Source organism: Paenibacillus sp. IHB B 3084, from assembly GCF_001447315.1.
In the GTDB taxonomy this organism is placed as follows: Bacteria; Bacillota; Bacilli; order Paenibacillales; family Paenibacillaceae; genus Paenibacillus.
Map to the genome: position 1 here is coordinate 18,186 of NZ_CP013203.1, position 17,853 is coordinate 36,038.

16 protein-coding genes and 2 pseudogenes are annotated in these 17,853 nt (G+C 49.8%); 1 reads left to right on the forward strand and 17 read right to left on the reverse strand.

The genetic code is table 11. The annotated features are described in order from the left end of the window. Positions 1-6: 6 nt before the first annotated feature. The 12 genes and pseudogenes from ASL14_RS00100 to ASL14_RS29175 form a co-directional block, all read right to left on the reverse strand. Positions 7-1,623 (reverse strand): helix-turn-helix domain-containing protein, encoded by a 1,617-nt coding sequence (locus tag ASL14_RS00100; RefSeq protein ID WP_134909794.1) that lies wholly within the window; start codon positions 1,621-1,623, stop codon positions 7-9. A 106-nt stretch (positions 1,624-1,729) separates the two neighbouring features. After that, positions 1,730-3,769 carry an IucA/IucC family protein gene (locus tag ASL14_RS00105; protein WP_134909796.1) on the reverse strand — a complete coding sequence of 680 codons (2,040 nt, stop codon included), beginning with the start codon at positions 3,767-3,769 and terminating at the stop codon, positions 1,730-1,732. A gap of 46 nt (positions 3,770-3,815) precedes the next feature. Beyond that, entirely contained in the window at positions 3,816-5,099 is a 1,284-nt protein-coding gene (locus tag ASL14_RS00110; RefSeq protein ID WP_134909798.1) for a type III PLP-dependent enzyme, read from the reverse strand. A 24-nt stretch (positions 5,100-5,123) separates the two neighbouring features. Further along, positions 5,124-5,885, reverse strand: coding sequence for an HpcH/HpaI aldolase family protein (locus tag ASL14_RS00115; RefSeq protein WP_134909799.1), 762 nt, complete (start codon positions 5,883-5,885; stop codon positions 5,124-5,126). Beyond that, positions 5,879-6,118: a ferric iron reductase gene (locus tag ASL14_RS28740; RefSeq protein ID WP_237171605.1), complete on the reverse strand. Its 240-nt coding sequence runs from the start codon at positions 6,116-6,118 to the stop codon at positions 5,879-5,881. The genes ASL14_RS00115 and ASL14_RS28740 overlap by 7 nt, the downstream gene beginning before the upstream one ends. A gap of 86 nt (positions 6,119-6,204) precedes the next feature. Further along, positions 6,205-7,767 (reverse strand): annotated as a pseudogene (locus tag ASL14_RS00120) (IucA/IucC family protein); the annotation flags it as partial. Continuing rightward, positions 7,758-9,719, reverse strand: a complete 1,962-nt coding sequence (locus ASL14_RS00125; protein WP_134909800.1) for an IucA/IucC family protein — start codon at positions 9,717-9,719, stop codon at positions 7,758-7,760. The pseudogene ASL14_RS00120 and the gene ASL14_RS00125, both read right to left, overlap by 10 nt. 25 nt (positions 9,720-9,744) lie before the next feature. Continuing rightward, complete coding sequence (locus ASL14_RS00130) at positions 9,745-11,214, reverse strand: MDR family MFS transporter (RefSeq protein ID WP_134909802.1); 1,470 nt, start codon at positions 11,212-11,214, stop codon at positions 9,745-9,747. A 51-nt stretch (positions 11,215-11,265) separates the two neighbouring features. Then, positions 11,266-11,577, reverse strand: a pseudogene (locus ASL14_RS00135) (aminotransferase class III-fold pyridoxal phosphate-dependent enzyme); the annotation flags it as partial. A 176-nt stretch (positions 11,578-11,753) separates the two neighbouring features. After that, positions 11,754-12,671, reverse strand: coding sequence for a GTP cyclohydrolase FolE2 (gene folE2, locus ASL14_RS00140; RefSeq protein ID WP_134909804.1), 918 nt, complete (start codon positions 12,669-12,671; stop codon positions 11,754-11,756). Continuing rightward, the gene (locus tag ASL14_RS00145) at positions 12,668-13,054 is read right to left on the reverse strand and encodes an iron-sulfur cluster assembly scaffold protein (protein WP_335338609.1); all 387 of its coding nucleotides are present in this window, start codon (positions 13,052-13,054) and stop codon (positions 12,668-12,670) included. Before ASL14_RS00145 ends, folE2 begins: the two co-directional genes overlap by 4 nt. Further along, entirely contained in the window at positions 13,002-13,127 is a 126-nt protein-coding gene (locus tag ASL14_RS29175; RefSeq protein ID WP_335338610.1) for an iron-sulfur cluster assembly scaffold protein, read from the reverse strand. Before ASL14_RS29175 ends, ASL14_RS00145 begins: the two co-directional genes overlap by 53 nt. A 176-nt stretch (positions 13,128-13,303) precedes the next feature. Here ASL14_RS29175 and ASL14_RS00150 point away from each other — a divergent pair, with 176 nt between their 5' ends. Continuing rightward, complete coding sequence (locus ASL14_RS00150; protein WP_134909806.1) at positions 13,304-14,173, forward strand: aminoglycoside 6-adenylyltransferase; 870 nt, start codon at positions 13,304-13,306, stop codon at positions 14,171-14,173. A gap of 23 nt (positions 14,174-14,196) precedes the next feature. Here the strand turns inward: ASL14_RS00150 and ASL14_RS00155 are convergent, their stop codons facing one another. The 5 genes from ASL14_RS00155 to ASL14_RS00175 all read right to left on the reverse strand — a co-directional run bounded on the left by ASL14_RS00155 (position 14,197) and on the right by ASL14_RS00175 (position 17,764). Next, complete coding sequence (locus ASL14_RS00155) at positions 14,197-16,053, reverse strand: alpha/beta fold hydrolase (protein ID WP_134909808.1); 1,857 nt, start codon at positions 16,051-16,053, stop codon at positions 14,197-14,199. A 59-nt stretch (positions 16,054-16,112) separates the two neighbouring features. After that, the gene (locus ASL14_RS00160; protein ID WP_223264144.1) at positions 16,113-16,694 is read right to left on the reverse strand and encodes a TetR/AcrR family transcriptional regulator; all 582 of its coding nucleotides are present in this window, start codon (positions 16,692-16,694) and stop codon (positions 16,113-16,115) included. 64 nt (positions 16,695-16,758) lie between these two features. Further along, positions 16,759-17,103, reverse strand: a complete 345-nt coding sequence (locus tag ASL14_RS00165; protein ID WP_134909810.1) for a cupin domain-containing protein — start codon at positions 17,101-17,103, stop codon at positions 16,759-16,761. 118 nt (positions 17,104-17,221) lie between these two features. Beyond that, on the reverse strand, positions 17,222-17,557 hold the full coding sequence (locus ASL14_RS00170) for a YolD-like family protein (RefSeq protein WP_025683611.1): 336 nt from the start codon (positions 17,555-17,557) through the stop codon (positions 17,222-17,224). Between the two features lie 12 nt (positions 17,558-17,569). Next, the gene (locus ASL14_RS00175; RefSeq protein ID WP_014281351.1) at positions 17,570-17,764 is read right to left on the reverse strand and encodes a hypothetical protein; all 195 of its coding nucleotides are present in this window, start codon (positions 17,762-17,764) and stop codon (positions 17,570-17,572) included. Between the last annotated feature and the right edge of the window lie 89 nt (positions 17,765-17,853).

Genomic DNA, 17,853 nt, shown 5'->3' on the forward strand with positions numbered 1-17,853 from the left:
CGTCCTTTATTTGGACGAATCAGACAATAACAACGTGACTGTTTTGTCCAATAACAGGTCGTGAGACAACGAAGTATAGCATGTATACAGATGTCGGCTATCGCACATATGATGTACTGCTCCGCTTTGCACCGCCTTCAGTTTCTGCCATTCAGGAGAGCGCCACAGTGCCAGACATTCTTGCTGAATCGTTTGTTCTTCACAGGCATTTCCATAATGGCGGAAACATGTCAGTATGATGCGATCCGCATCATATTCAGCCAGATCGTCCACCGTCACCTCACGGTAATGGGCAATAGCCTCCACTCCCGCAGGCATAGCCAGCTTTAAATCCCCGTACAGCACTGTTCCCACATTCCGCTGTCCATACACACACATTTTCTGGTTCCCCACTCCCACGATTAGCACCGTCTCCCCGCCGAGCTTTTGCCTGACCTTTCGGGAAATCGTTTCTGCTTTCGTTTCATATCGCTCCAGCCATTCCACCGCTTCCCTATCCTTGCCGACGATCCGGGCAATCGACTGAAAATGAGTACGCCAGTTTTGGAAAAAGGGTACGGTGACGGTGGGCGCAATCTGCTCGTACATTTTTTCTTTTTTCGACTTCTCAAAATCCCTGAACTCACAGGTTAAAATCAGATCCGGTCGGGCTGACATCAGCCTCTCCAGATCGGGCTGTACCTCACCCACCGAAATGGTATTGCGGAAGCCTTCGGTGACAGGATAAGCCTTGTTGATGACCGCCGCGTACGGCTCAATACCCAATGCAACCAAATGTCCGGTTAACAGATGCTTGAGCGAAGCGATTTTATCCGAATACCGGATTGTATTCACATAAGCTGAGGGAGAGCGTCCAGTCGCGGCTTTAAACTTGCGGCTAAAATAGAACTCATCGCTAAATCCGGCACCGTGAGCAATAGAACGAAAGGAATCACGAGTGAGCACCAATGCCTGCTTCGCATGATTGATACGAATGTCCGTCAAATATTCCATCGGGCTTTTGCCGATCAATTTTTTGAACATACGCGAATAATAATCAGGGCTCATTCCTGCCAGCTCTGCCAGCTTATCCCGCGTAATATCCGAAGCATAGTGCTGTTCCATATTATGGAGGGTCAGAGTCACCGCCTGCTGCACATCGGGCTTCTGATCACGGCTGGTATGCTGAAACAAGGACATCAGCATTTCCTGAAATACAATGTTGGCCTTCATTTGGTCCCACACGCTATTACAATGATGCTTCCTCTTGATCTCCTCGACCATATCCATCACAAAACGAAAGTGGGAAATGATCCATTCATGTGGTCCAAGCGCTGGTGCGGGTATGTAACGGTCCGGCTCCCCGGATGGCTGTAATGCAAGAAAACGAATAATATAATAATCCGCCGGAGCGCCGGACAGCATATGGAGCTTCAAGACTGCGCCGGGAGCGAGCATAAAGCCCTTTTGACGGTAAAGAGGATACGTCATTCCATCAATCGCTATATCCCCTTCGCCTTCATTGAACAATAATAAGGTATGAAAAGACGTTTCTTGCCGGGAGGAAGAGCGACCAGAGAACACATGCTGAATATCTTGCAGTTTATAAAGAAATGAAGTAAAGGATTGATCCTGCGTATTCATGGCTCCCAGCCTTTCTATATATCGATAATTATTCTCAATTCTATGAGAACTCTTTTCATTATATATAGACTGGGTCGGATTTTGCAAAATGGAATTGCGCTCAAGCTTATAAATGATGAAACGGGTTCTGTATACGACTTTGACCAGATGGCATGCTGCCGGGTACACCGGACTGCTCCAGTAAAGGTTTAACCAGCAGCTTGAGAGGCCAGTCCGACTTTTCAAATAAAATATGCTCGATTTCCTGACGAACGGCAGCCTTGAAAGGCACGTGCTGAATTGCTTCTTCCAATTGATGCCTTAGTACTGACCACAGGGATGGCTCGTCTATGTTATAAACACCGGAAAGAGTATCTATAATGGCGTACAGGTTGACTTGAATACCAAGGGTTTGCAGGTAGAACAGCAATTTCTTCGGTGTTTCATTGTACAGACTGTTGGAATATCCGGGCCGGATTTGGTATTCAGGATCGGCAATCCCCTGCTCTGTCAGCCAGGGCAGATGCAGACGCACCGAGTCATGGTCACGCAGCAAAATGTGCTCGATCTTGCCATTTTTCCAAACCAGCACACAGTTTTGCCCATGGATTTCAGGCATGAGCCCGATCCGATACAAGCGCAGCATGATTTCAAAAAATGTCGAGCACACTTCACCGAACAGTTGTTTTACCGATTCTGCCGTGTCCGGAAGTCCACGCTCAGCGGCCCATTCCCGGAAAAAATGATGCTGGCTTGCGGCCAACGCAGACATGGGGATAAGGCGAACGGCCGGATCATGGATCAATTCATGCGGATAAATACGCGCCATCGCAGCCAGGTGCCGGGGTGGATCATCATACAGGCTGCCATTTTCCGGCATATAGGCCCACCAGGAGCCTTCATCGCATAAAAACAAGCGTTCCTGAAGCTGCGGGTCACGTGTCTTGGCTTGCTGCAACATGGCTTGTCCGCGATCCCCGTTAATCAGCTTCACTGCAGGAAGATAGCGGGATGCCCCCAGCGAAAATACGCCCAACGGGAGCTTCACATAATTCGGACCGCCCTCCTTGGGAGACAAAGAGCGTACAGATGAGGTTGCCTGAAAAACTCCAGCCTTCACTTCCAGTGGAATCCATACTTTGCCCGCCAGCTCGGCATGCAAATGCCGGGGTAGCATATACGTGAGCTGCCACGGGTGAACGGGGATTGCAATATAATCCGCCGCTAATCCGCGTTCCTGCATCTCCTGCTCTACTAGCTCACGCTCGGAAATGGACAGGAGAAGGTCGTCCGGCTGCTGTCCATCGTATGGGCGCTGTGTGTCCGATTCGACTGTCGCTGCTACTGTTTCTGTTTCCGTAAAATGAGGCCCTTGTGCGATTCCCACTCCGGTCATCACCGCATCCTTTCGGAGCGCCACCCAGCTCAGTGTAATGTCTTGCCCAAATTCAGCGATATATTGGCGATAGTCCTCCTCGTTCAAGCCTGTTTTGGCCTTGGATGCGGGGTGAAACGGACGATCACGCAGCGAAGAATATCGTTCCAGTTGTTGAAAAGCCTCCGAGGGCGATTTCTCCAGTATATTTTCATCCGTCAGTCCGCTATCCAGCGACCATGTGGTCTGTTCAATCGTTTGCTCCAGTAGCTGGACAAACCTTCCCACTCCCTCCTGTTGGCGGTATTCTTCATCCAGACATCCCTCAATCACACGCTGCATCAGCGTTACGGGGTGAAGCAATTCTGCACCAAACCCACCAGCCTCTGACCACCGCCGAATTTCATACACACCACTCGACTGTAGATAGCGATAGGGTTGAACCACCGCAGCTTGTACAGGAAAAACGAGACTGTGCTCCTGCTCCCGATCCACCCACCAGCGGTAAAGGCTGACCGAACGACCGTTGGGAGGTGCTTCTCCCTTTGGATTCGCAATAGCTTCAGAATCGGCAAAAGCAAATAGCTCGCCTAATTCGGGATGGACAGCAGTATAGTAGCTTTGCCATTGCGGAATAGACAACAGTTCAACATCGGCATGCTCCCAAAATCCTTCCGCCAGCAATGTATTGATGAGATCCTGCATGACATGGTTTTCAGCCTGCTTTTTCTTCTGCAAAAGCGTTGTTTCTTCGGATGAAAGTACCGGGGTCGTGCTTGATGTGGATTTCATATTGATTATTTCCTCCTTCATGTTAGTGTTTTATGTTAGATTTATGTTAGATATATTTCCCTGTTGTCTCTGTAGCCTCTATATCCTCCGCGCCCGTTGCACGATCCATATAGTAAAAATGCGGATGGGGATGGCTGAGAAAGTCATGATGGGAAATCGTCCAGCCATAGGCTCCCGCAATGTGGAACAGCAGAACATCCCCAATCCGCAAATGCTCTACATACACTTCATGCGCCAGCACATCCTTGGGCGTACAAAGCTCACCCGCGATGGTCACCGCTGTTTGTCGCCGCTCTGTTCGCGGAAAAGGATACTGCCAATCGTCAACAGCAATCACATCAAAAGGCTGGTTGTGCTGCCATGACACTGGCAATCGAAAATGATGCGTTCCCCCACGAATAATGGCGTAATGCTGGTCATGATTTGTTTTGAGGTCGATCACTTCTGCCGCATAATACCCGCAGTGCGCCACCATATAGCGCCCGGACTCAAAAATGAGCTGGATGCCGGGCATGCGGTATTCCTCCCACACTTGATGCAATTCCTCCATAAAATCATCCCATTCGAACCTGCGCGCCAGATCGGTATACGAAATGCCAAAGCCGCCGCCCGCGTTCAGATAGCGGATGGATAGCTCATGCTCCTGAATCCAGCCCTGCACACACTGCAAATACGTAGCGACCATTCGTGCATGCAGCCGGGCATCCAGATTGTTGGACAGAGAGTGCATATGGAAGCCCTCCAAATGTACATACGACAGTCTTTGGGCCAGTCGGATCGCTTCCGGCACCTGAATTTCGTCGATACCAAACTGAGTGGGCCGACCGGACATCGTGATGCTCGCCTCTGGCAAGGTACGCCGCAAATTAATACGCAGCAAAATAGATACACGCTGCTGTCTACGCTCCGCGATCCAGCCGATACGCTGCAACTCATGCAGACTTTCGGCATGAATCAGCATCACCTTTCGCTCTAACGCTTCCTCAATTTCAGCGTCCTTTTTCCCTGGACCTCCAAAAATAATCGGCACGTCGGCTGACACTTCACGAATAGTCCGAATTTCTCCAATAGATGCAGCTTCGAAGCCCTTTACGACGGGAAGCAGGCTGGCGATCAATTGAGGATCGGGATTGGCTTTGACTGCGTAAAACAAACTGCAATCGTCGGGCAAGCTGCTCACACAACGTTGTGCCCGTTCTCTCAGTGCGCCCAGGTCATATATATATGCACATACCGGCTGCTGCTCTCGCTCCCGTGTTTGCTGGATAAGTTTTTCCACATACGGAACGATCCGTCCTCCAGATAATGCTGAAACAAGCTGCTGACTCATGTTCTTCCTCCTTTATGTTAAGAGCTAGCGTAGGTCAGACCTTCTTTTTTGCAAGGCGCGAAAAGCAATTCCCCGCTCATCACCCAGTACGAAGGCATGAACCCCTTTTTCCAGCCATACGCTGTATTCCCCGTCCCTGCGCGGAATGGCGCAATACGGAATACCTGCTTCCCGTGAAGCTTCAAAGACCCGCTGTAGCCCCTTCTGTACAATCATAGCATCGGTCTGCCACGGTACCCCGTACGATTGGGATAAATCCGCTGCTCCTTCCAGCACCATGCCAATGCCCGGTACAGACAAAATATCCGCGATGCGTTCCACACCCAATCCGCTCTCAATCATGGGCACCAGCATAATCTGTTCATTAGCTCGCTTCATGTAGTCCACCAGATTTCCTTTGCCAAATGCGGCAGGTCTGCCGCTGTTCAGGCTTCGCTTGCCCTCCGGGCTGTATTTAGCAGCCTGAACCAACATCTCCATCTGCTCCCTGCTCTCCACATGCGGAACAACGATCCCCTGCGCTCCGCTATCCAGTACGCGCAGTATTTCCTTCGCATCGACTTCAGGCACACGCACCAAGGGCGTGATTTGTGCGGCTTCCGCAGCACGGATCATATGCTCCACCGTCTCGGGATTGATCATGACATGCTCCATATCAATGATCACAAAGTCATATCCGGCATGTCCGATCATTTCGACCGTAAGCGCCGCCGGGATGGAAGCAATGAGGCCAACGACCTCCTGTCCTGTCCGCAGCTTCTCCTGAAGCCGATTTACAGTCAGCATGTCGGCTCCCGGTAGGCATACAGCGGATTCATTCCCGATTTGAAATGAAGGTCCTCATCCCCAAGCAGCCGCCGTTTCATCAATTCTTCAATCTGTACAGTCGGGGCAAACAAATCAAACAGACGGAATCGTTCCTCATGCTGAGGATGCTGGCGCTGATAATCATGAATAACCTGTGCGGACATTTCCCAAAAGCGCTGCTCGTCCAACTGATAATGCTCCGCCAGGAACATCGCCAGCTCGGCGGCTGCAATAAAGAAAAAGCATCGTAGGAAAAATCGCGCACATCGTCCGGATTGCTCGTTTTAATAAACGAATTGCGGTTAATCCGGGCATGACTTGGCGGCTCAGGATGAAGATCGGGGCATTTCTCCGGCTCTGTCAGATGCTTCACGGAAAACCGGACACCATCATGAAAATCCTTAAGCGCCACCCGTGTCGGTTGCCCGTTCCGGTGGATCAAAATGATATTCTGACCGTGGGATTCCATGCCAATTCCATGCGCAAACAGCATATGAATAATCGGCGATATCGTGGCCTCCAGCACACGCCGTGTCCATTCCTCTACGCCGAATTGCTGTACCCACGGATCAATAAGCGGTACCCCGTTTTTTTGCACATAACATAGTCCGTTAAAAGGAATCGCATCCTCATCCGGCTGCAAATACCCGTGAATGCTTTCCCGCCAAACCGTCCCCAGTGAGCCGTAGGTTTTCGCCTGACGGTATTCGGGCAGCTGCTCATAGTCATACGTGATACCCAAAACCTCACGCAAAACAAAGAATCCCTGCTGAGCAGCATATTCATCGTGTTCCAGCAACCCATACAGCCAGTCCGTGATAAGCGCTCCGTTCAGCACCGTATGTCCAGCCATGATCCGACTGGTCGAGGTGTTCGTAATGCTCAGGGACAACTTCACATACGCGCGCTCCGGTGTCGTCCGGTTGGACAATGTGCGGATCGACTGCTGCGCCTGATACACATCGCTCGCTTCACCGAGCCATACGATCCGCTGATCCGCCAGCTCCTGATGAAACCGGGGCAAAATGACCTGCTGCCATTGCCACGGGTGGACAGGCATGAAGCGATAGGCTTCCGGTTGCTGACCGTAGCTGGTTAACAAGGCTTGGAAGCGTGCAACTTCGCTTTCTCCCAACTCTTGGCGAATAAATGCTTCATACTCAATCGCCTGCGACTGCCCTGCCCGGCTATGGCTTTTGGCGATGGCCAGCCAAAGAGGACGGAGCGGCTGCTTGAACTCGGGACCATACAGCTCATTATCTGCCAGCGTAAAGCCGATTCTGGATTTATAGCATGGATGGTAGGGATGCCCGTCCCCCAAATTGCCCTCCAGCTCATCATATCGACGCTGGTCATCCGCCAGAAATGGCGCGTTGAAAGAGCTTTGCGCCTGTACATCCTTGAGTAGAGTTTGCTCCAATTCCTCGATGAAGCGCTGAAGTCGTTCACCCTGCTGTGCGGTGCTGAGGACTTCATTTGCAAAATCCGCCAGCGTGGCCGACGTTTCGTTCCCGTCTGTCCCCACCCGTATGACCGGCACAGGAACCAGCCGAATGCGCCCAAAGCTGTTCATCCGTTTTCCGACAGAACGGTATTGGACAGGGCGACCTGTAATGTCCTTGCCGGACAATATAAAATATGGATCGCCGTTATCCACGGAATCGTTATGCGTGTCATAAGGCAAAATTTCTTCATATAGCAATGCCTGAATCAGTTGACGGATAATACGCTGCTCGACCTGCATAAAGGTATCCGAGCGGAGCGCCTGAATGAAGCGCTGAGTGGTCGAAGCATGGCTGGCGGAAGCTGTAGAAAGATTGCTTGTGGAAAATTTATGATCCGAAATGTTAGTTACAGACATGAAGTCACCTCACGAAAATGAATTGGATTAGGGATCAGGATAAACGAAGGCGTATCCCCCCTGGATTGAAAGCAGCTTGTAAAATTGGCTTTGGCAGGCAGCGTAGGTGCGGTCAATAAATCTTGGATATAGGCGGCTAGACGGGGGCAAGAGCTTGCAGCTTGTTCCTGTAATTGCTCCAACACCTTGCGTACCACCCTCCAATACTCCTGCTCACTATGCTGATCATGAACCGCAAGGGCATGAATCAATGCCCCCAAATGATTAACAAAGAAATAATAACGGGTACGCATCCACGGCTCTTCTGCGCCGTACAATACGGGACTGTCCTTAGCAATCAGTGAACCCACCCATCCGGCTGCCTCGGCCTGTTCACGCACAATACTTACACCCTCCAAATCCCGCACATAGTAGCATTCCGGCCATCCATCCTGTAGGGATAGAAGCGAATTTTGTACATGGGCTTCGAAGGCGATACCTTTCACCGCAAGCAAACGCAGCATAGGCACCATGGATATGTGAAGATACCGCTCCAGCCAAGCTAACAGGTCAGGCCGTTCTCCGTTTTTACTCGGGTAATTGTCCCGAATCACCCCGATAAGCCGCGGCTCCTGTTCACCCGGCAACGACTCCAGCAAGGAAGCCACTACATAGGTGGATTCAGGGTTCAGGTCCATCGGTCGATAAAGAACCGTAAACTGGTCAGACAATTGCTCCAGCTCTTGAATCGTCGCTGTTTCTCGTTCTGTTGCCGCCACGCTATGCTCATGTCCTGCGTCATACTTTGCATCAGTCGTGGTGACCTGTGAAAGCTCTGCATCCTTAGCAGACTCTGGATTCTCCGTTCGCTTCGCTACCTCATTCGGCTGGAAGCATACGCGGCTGTATCCCGTTTCTGTCAGCACCTTGAAGGACTCGGATTGGGTATGGGACGACCAGTCGGCTGAAAGCTCATGAATGACCTTCGCAGCATCCAAAGTACGCCGAGCCTGTTCCTGTGTATTGTCACGTACCAGATTGGTAATCCGCACATGCAGCGGCAGCTTATAGCCGTTTCCGGTTTTCAAATCCCATACTGTTCGTATCGAAGAAGTCGGATAAACGACAGGACCTAGCGCGCCCAAAGGAATCAACACCCGCTGACGTATCAAACTTTGAATGCAGGATTGTCGCAACACCTGTTCGGCCTGCCATGGATGCATGGGCAAAATGCGATATCGCGCCAACTCCTCTCCCCATTGACGCCGAGCATGGAGCCGCACAGACGGGTCAATGGCATCCTTGCGATACTCTTCACCAATCCATTCCTCCTGCACGTTATCCTCATGAACCGCGAAATAATACAGCGGAAACGCCGCACCCATCTCGGGACTGTATAACGGAAGCTCATAATCGGCAAAACCCTCCGTGCTTTTCGGAAAAGGATGAAAAGGGTGTCCGATCAGCAAAGACTGCTCCGAACGTACATACGTCAGATGGGCTTCTGTACCGGAGAGAGACTTTGGCTTGCTCTCGCCTGTGGTCTTCACATGGTGATCCATAAAGAGTGTCATTTTGTGCATACTGTTACGAATACGCTGTTTCATCTTTTGCTGCTCTGCTTCCCTTTGCTCGGGCTTGGCTTGATAGCTCATCTCGTCCAGCAGCCTTTGTATAACTCTATCCATCTCCAGGGGCCTGTACGTCCCTCCTTCTTCCTCCTCGTACCAAGCACTCCCATACACATGTTGCCCGGTTGCAGAGAAATGGTGCAGGGTTCCCGCCAGTTGCAACCCGATCCGGGGTAAAATCACCTTTATTTTCGGTGCTTCCCCTTTGATCCTTGGGTCAAATTGTCGCGTTTCCCGCAGATAGCTGTTGACCAGGGCCCGCAGTGTCGCTTGCTCCGCCCAGATCCTGCTTTTGGACAGCTCTCCAGCGATAGTGGAAATCTCCGTTGATTGTGTCAGCATGTATATTCTTTCTCTCCCTTCCTGTTCAAACCTTGGGTGTAGCCGCAGGTGCTTTCGCTTGCGGGGTATCACTGGATGTACGACGCGCTCCTTTTTTACGAAGGAAGTCAGGCGTCTTCAGGAAAAAAGCGGCGGGAATGGTGAGTAAAATCAATATACTCATCCCGATAAAGCCCTCCCTGACCACTTGCAGCGTTCCCGTTTCCAGCGAATAGCCCACCACCAGAAGCTGAGCCTTGCGAACTTCAAAATAAATCGAAATCACAACCATTCCAAGCGAAGAGGTCAGTCTGCGCATCACATTATTCATTGCCGAGCCTTGGGCTACCAGCTCATCGGGGATTGCATTCAACCCGGCCGTTGTGGCAGGCATATTCGACAGACCCAGCCCAATTCCCCGTAGCATCATGAGGACGAAGATCATCCACAGCGGTGAATTCATCTGGAGCATACCGAGCATCGCCGTAGCAGCACATGTGATGATAAGTCCCGTGCTGATCATTCCTTTTGGTCCTTTGCGATCTAATTGCTTGCCCGCTATCGTGACGAACCACCCTGTACATATAGCGGAGGGCAAAAACACAAGTCCTGTCATCATGGCGTCATAGCCATACACATGTTGAACCAGCATCGGAACCAGAAAAATGCTGCCGAACATCGCAATCGCTTGTACACTCGCCACGATGACGCTCAAGCTGTAGGTTCGTATTTTGAAAATGTGCACATTCAGCAATGGCTGTTCCTTCACCAGCTCCATTCGCACAAACAGAACCAGTAAAGCCGCGCCTGCAAGGAACAGCAGAATATGCAGCGGGGCAATCAGATCTGCAGTTGTCGTTGTTCTGCCCAGCGCAAACAGAATGAACCCCACACCCAACGTGACCGTTATAAAACCGCTGCTGTCAAAGGTGCGCGACGGATTGCTACGTGCAGCTGTTAAATAACGCATCCCCAGTAGCAATCCCAGCAGTCCGGTTGGCACATTTATGAGGAAAAGCACCTGCCAGCTGCTTAGAGATAGCACGATTCCTCCCACCGTAGGCCCGAGCATCGGAGCCGCCATAATCGCAATTCCCCAGATTCCCGTAACCTTACCGCGTTCCTCCTTGGGAAAGGCTTCAAAAATCAGCGCCAGTGACAACGGAATCATCAGCCCGCCTGCCATCCCTTGCAGTCCCCGACAGAGGATGACAGCGGTAAGCCCCCACGATAACGAGCCGAGCAAGGAAGCTGTGACAAAGAGCGCAAGTCCGCTCAGATATACTTTCTTTTTCCCAAAACGATCTGCCAGATATCCGGTTAAAGGCATCGTCATACCCATCGTGATTAGAAAAATAGTGATGAGCCAGCTCGCTGTAGCAGCGTTCGTATGAAATACTTTAATGAAGGACGGAATCGCCGGGTTGAGCGAACTGTTATTCAGCAAAACCGTAAAGGTGCCGAGCATCACCGTGATGACGACCTTCCACCGCTCGGGCACAGCACGTATGTTCATCCCTCGGCCTGCTTAACCATGACCGTGCTGCAACCCGGCATAGGCCACATGCACCGGAGTGGTCAAATCGAGCGTATGCAGAGGACGTTTGTGATCCAGCAGCTCCCTTATCGCTTCAATCACCACCGGATGATTATGACCGAGCGCTAAAGTTCCGGCCCCGGCCAGGCAGTCGTAATAGATTTTTCCATCCATATCCTTGACATGGATGCCCTCTGCTTCGGCGATGGCAATAGGGATACGGCGGGGGTAGGATCTGGCATTGGATTCCCGTGCAGCCTGACTCTCCAGATAACGGGTGTTTTGCGAGATAGCAGTAGTAGCTTTTGGCAACTCGATCACTCCTTTGATATTGATAATCATTTTCAATTAATTCACCTCCTTATTATATGGAATAAATATCCTGATTCCATGGACATTTAAGACCGGGTTTTGGACAAAAACTGTTTTTAATTCCTAAAATAGAATAAAAAACCACAATAAAAATCGCCATTTCGACCATTTTCACTGTGGTTCTTTTGCATTTCTTCCTGACAGAATCAGGAGTGCGGTTTTGTGTATGAAATTTTCGCTATAGCATCATGCAAATGGATGGATTCTTCATTTCGGCACTCCACCGTGAAGGCACGAACGGCCTCTAGCTCAACCAGATCGGCAGCAATCAGCCGCACCATATCTTCGACAAAACGCGGATTTTCGTACGCTTTTTCAGTTACTGCCTTCTCGTCCGGGCGCTTGAGCACCGGATGCAGCGGAGCGCTGGCATTGGATTCCGCTGCATCCAGCAGCATGACCTTCCAATCCTGCTCCAGCTTGTCCGGCTCATCTATATGCGCCTCCATAGTTACCACGCCCCGCTGATTGTGGGCACTATACTCGCTGATTTCCTTGGAGCACGGACACAAGGTGGTTACTGCCACCGTTAAGCCAACCACGGTACGACTCCCCCGTCCTGCCTCATAGCTGATTCGGATCAGCGTCTCGGCATGGTTCAGTCCCGTCTTTTCCAGTACAGGGGAGCGCCGTTCGTAGAACCAGGGGAACGACAGCTCCAACTCGGCCCGTTCCTGATTCATCCGCACAGCCAGACCTTCCGTAAAACGGGCCAGCTGTGCCAAATCCGTCGTTCCGCCCTGCTGCCGATATTCCTCCAAATGCTCTGTCAGACGGCTCATATTGATCCCTTTAGCCTCACGATTAAGCGAGGTTGTCAGCTTAAAGGTTCCGATGCTTACCTGTGACGAAGGGCTCAACCCCGCCTCCACGGTAATGGGATGCTTTACTCTGGCAATGCCCACCTGTTCGATGTCGAACAAATAGTTGCGTTTCTCATTTTGCAAATCAGACATGTATTCCTTCGTGGTGGGTTTATCTCCCGGGATAGGGTCCACCGAGCCGAACAGCCGATGGCGCTCTGCCTTGGAAGGCAGTTCCAGGGTTACTCTATCTTCTCTCACGTTAATGACTCCTTCAATTGATTTTCCAAGGTGACAGGATGCTGCTCCAGCGATTTTTGCAAAGCCTGCCAGCCCATCAAGGCACAGTTATGACGTCCTCGGAGCTTGTGAACACCCGACAAGGAAACGGCATCCTCCAGCACATCCTCATCCGGCTCTGCCCCTTCCTTGATCATGGAGGTAAACTGTTCCAGCAATTGACTGACCTCCCTTACAGACTTTCGTTTGACCAGTTCGGTCATCATGGAGCAGGAGGCCATACTGATCGAGCAGCCTGAACCTTCGATTTGATATCCTGAATGCAGTCGTCTTGCAGCAGCATATATAAAATCATGACATCTCCACACGTCGGATTTTATACGGAAGTACGATAGCGTCATCATCTGCAAGCTTGCCATAGTTTCGCGGTTGCTTGTAATGATCCATAATGGTTTGCCGATAAAGCTGTTCCAGCATTACGCTACCCCCTTTTAATAGTAATAATTACGATTAATTTATATTACTACAAAAACACCGCAAGGTAAACCTCGCTTCCCTCACGGCAACACAGTTGAATAGCGTTCATTCATGAGCTAATGTGAGGGTAGAACTTTTTTTCGAGATAAAAAACGAACCTGCAGGAGGTTGTTTCCTTGAGAAGTGAACATGAAATGCTTCATACCATTCTCGAATTTGCCCAAGAGAACGAACGGGTACGTGCCGTGATTATGAATGGTTCACGTGCCAATCCACATGCTCCACGGGATATATTTCAGGATTATGACATCGTCTTTCTCGCATCCTCCGTAGACAGCTTTGTTCAGGATCGTCGCTGGATCAACAGTTTTGGAGAATTGATTATCATGCAAACGCCCGATGAACACATGGAACCCATTCCGACTTACCGTGATCGCTTTGCTTTCCTCATGTTATTCACGGACGGCAACCGTATTGATCTTACACTCTATCCTGCGGATAATATCGCCAATTTGGAGCGAGACAGCTTAAGTGTGCTGCTGCTGGATAAAGACGGACTTGTAGAGCCTTTTCCACCGCCAAGCCTTCAAGATTATATAACAGTACCTCCAACTGCCCAAACCTTTGCAAACTCCTGTAACGAGTTCTGGTGGGTCAGTACCTATGTGGCTAAAGGATTATGGCGACGGGAGCTTCCTTATGCCAAATTTATGTTGGATCGGCCTGTAAGAGATATGCTTCACTTGATGCTGGAATGGCATATTGGTATACGGACAGACTCCGCGGCAGATCCGGGGAAGCAGGGAAAATATTTCGAGCAGCACCTTGAGCCTGAACATTGGACTGCCTACGTCCAAACGTTTGCGGATGCAGATTATGAACATATGTGGCAGACTCTTTTTAGAATGGGTGACTTATTCAGAGAAGTAGCCCTGGAGGTGGCGAATCATTATAGTTATGAATACCCGGCTCAGGACGATCAACGTGTTACATACTATCTCCATCACGTACAAGCTCTGCCAGCAGATACGAAGGATATCTTTTAATGAAAAGACCAGTCAGACATAATTTATATGTGTTGCTTTAGCAATTGCGCTGTTCGTTCCGGTTGCGAGATCGGAAAATGATGGGCTGCGGGAATATCCAGCGTGTGCAAGGAACGGAATGGCTCAGGCAGCTTATATATCTGATCCTTCCCCCCCCACAGAATCGAAACTTTCTCCTTGGACCGTGCTTCGTATATTTGGGGAGCGAATTGGAAGCTATTTGACCTCGTTAACATGGCCAGCGTTTCCGCAGTCGTCTTTCTTACGCGCGGGGAACGCATTTCTTCAAGAATATACGTAACGTATGCTGGCGGGATATCTCCCAAGCTCTCAAAACATGTCTGCAAAAGCAATTGCTTTTGCAAGCCTGGCTCGCTGAGCCTGCCCAGCACACTCTCCGTAATTCGTGCACTCCTATATCTAGGTGGAGCGGTATGCAATACAGGCTGCAACAGATGCAAGCTGCTGATGCGCTCAGGTACGCGTTCCCATACTTTAGCAGCCAGCAGTCCGCCGAAAGAATGACCTACAAGGCGGATCGGCGTTTCAAAAGCCTGAATGGCCTGTACTAACGATTCAATATGGCCTTCCAGTGCATCCTCCTTATGATGGTATGGAGAGCGTCCAAAGCCGGGAAGATCCACCAGGCAAACCGAGGATTCAGGAAAATGTTCAGCCAGCGGTATCAAGCAATCCGCCCCGCTTAAAGTACCGTGAACAAACACTATCGTTGGATTATCATTTCCCACCTTTTCTACCTTTCGCTCCAGTGTAGCTAAAGGCCCGCGCCTGCTGCGGACATATCCATCTGTTTCCGCATGGGAATGAATAATTCTAAAATCAAGATCGGTAATAACAAATGGGAAAGTGCTGGAATTCACCGCATGTGACAGCCCGGATTTATGGTGAATCCGCCGCGTTGCATCTAATGGGTAGTCCACGTCCACGATAAAATCGAGTGATTCCTTCGGGATACCCAACTTTCGACCAAGTGGAGTACCCAGTATCTTGGATAGCCAAGCGGGTGAAATCGAACCTAACGGTTTACGGACCCGAAGCTCCTTCGCCATATTCGTTCCCAGCTCTATCATCGTCGGGCTCTGTTGCCTTTCATCCATCAAGTAGTATGTTTCATTGGCAGGGCGCGGTTCCTTCGCAAGAGCGCTGATAAATTCGGCCGCATGATCTACGTGAACCAGTGGAAGCCAATGAGACTTCCCCCCGGGAACGAGACCCATGAGCTTGCGTGCTGTAGAAGCCACGAGAATGCCGAGTCCACCGGTTTGAGGCGTATCCCCATGCTCAGAGTCACCAATGACAACGCTCAAATGGATAACCGAAAGCGGAAACCCTTCCCTGTGCGCCCCCTGCCGAATATGCAAATCAGCCAGAAACTTCATACGCTCGTATGGAGGTGCTTGTTCCAATTGAGCGATGACAGGCTCCGGGGCATTCCAGTTATGATCATTAAAAGGGCTTTTGAACCCAACCAAATGGATAAAATGTCGTAGCCCCTTGCTCGCATGAATATGTGTAGCCAAAGTTAGCATTTCTTCTGCCGCTTGTAGAAAAGCCGCTCTCGCTTCCTCCTCTCCCAGCAAAATGTCCATCGGACCTCCTGCGTGAATCACCACATCTGCGGTCTCAACCCGCTTTCTGTCAGAAGGATTCAGCCCCAGAGCGGGTATGCTTAAATCACCAATAACCGGCGTTAATTTCCCGGTATGCCAGGCTGTCTCCAAACCCATTTGCCTGCACATTCGTTCCCATTTCTGCTGTGAACGAACAAGAACGGTAACGGTGTGCTCCTCCCGGGAAAGCTGCCGTAGCGCATGCATGCCGATAAAGCCTGTACCACCCGTGATGAAAATATGTGCCATGAAAATAACCTGCCTTCTATATTTTAGTACCAATCAGTGCTAATGATGATTAAAAAAAATCACTTTAGCAGAAACGCTAAAGTAAATTTTAAATTTTCTAGTATGCTCGGGTCCTGGCTTGCATGTTGCAGAAAAAGTGCCCCCTCAATGGCCGAGACAATGAATTGGGCAGTCGACCTGGCAGGAAGTTCAGTCTGAATCTCTGATTTCTTCATTCCCTCGTTCAGCAACATCTCTACGGTGGTGATTTGGCTTTGGAAAAATTGGCTGACTTTATCCCGAAACAAGGGGTTATCCTGGGGCATCTGCGTATAAAGAGTAATAAATGGACAGCCGCCCAAACAATCTGTCTCTTGTTGTGTCAGCAGTTGAAGAAGGATTTCAAAACGTTCCTGAACAGACTGATCCTTACGCGAAACAACCTCATAAATCATCTCGTTATATGTTTGAATCAGTTGATCCAGAATGGCTGAAAGCAACTCTTCCTTACTTTTAAAATAGTAGTAAATGTTCGTTTTGGATACGTTGCTTACAGCCACGATTTCATCCATACTTGTCGTATGATAGCCTCGGGTCAGGAACAATGAAGTGGCAGTGTGCAGAACAACATCCCGATTCGTCGTTTTATTTTTCTTCATCATATTTAGCACTATACGGTACTAATGAATGCTTGTCAAACTTCGCTTGATTAGGTCTGCCGAAATATTATTTTTCAGTCAGGACCCGATCACCGCTGCTCGCAGGCTGAGAGATCACCAAAAACTCAACATCCTCATTCGTTTCGTTAAACATTTGATGAGGGACCAAAGAAGGAATCTCACAGCCTTCCTGAGATCCTAATTCGATTCGTTCACCATCCACTTCAAGTATGGCTGTACCTGATAAAATAAAGAAGAATTGGCGTGCATGATGGTGATAATGTCTGACCTCGTGTGTATTCCCGGGCATACGCTCATGAATAATACTCAAATCTTTATTTTTCACCAAACGCCAACCATCACATTGATCTCCCCATATGTAATGTTCGGCATTGTTTTTACTTATTTTCAAACTGAACCCCTCCTTTTGCGATTACTGATTCATTTTAAGCCTGTATTCCTACGGCTACAATCTTATTTTCATCCAACAGAACGAACATAAAAAAAAGTCCGACTTACCGGACTTTTTTTTATATATCTGCCTCTATAATTTCCTCCAGCTTAATCCAGCTAAAATCCTCTTCCCCACGGGACAGCTTCACTTCCCGCCGACTCGTGTTAATCACCGTCACAAACCCGCACAGCTCCTCGTCATCAAATGGATTGAATACCCGCAGCGTAATGGGCTTCCGCTCGTTATAGGAAACGATGATCGCCTGCTCAATCTGCTGCATTTCCTGATCGTCCAATGTCGGCTTGCCGCGTCTCCCCTGCTCCTTCATCAGTCGCAAATAAGCATCCCGATGCTCAGGCAAGATCATGCGCGAGCTTTCCCATATGCCGTTCCCTTCAAGCTTTTTCCCCATCGTAAACGCCTCCTATGCTGTTCTGGTTACCGGATGCCATGCCAGTACCTGATCTAATCGAAAAACGCGTGGCTGGCCTGTCTGTAAACAGGTGGCCCGTATCAAACCGTTCCGCACACGATGCACCTCAATGCGTCGCTGAGACAGCTTGCCCTTTCGGTCCATATACACGATTTCCACGATCTGTCCCACGTATTTTTCCAGCATGCTCCTTCACTCCTTATCAGAACGTTTGTTTGTATTATATGCGAACATGCGTTTGATTATCAATGTTAAATAATCCCCTGAGAGAATGT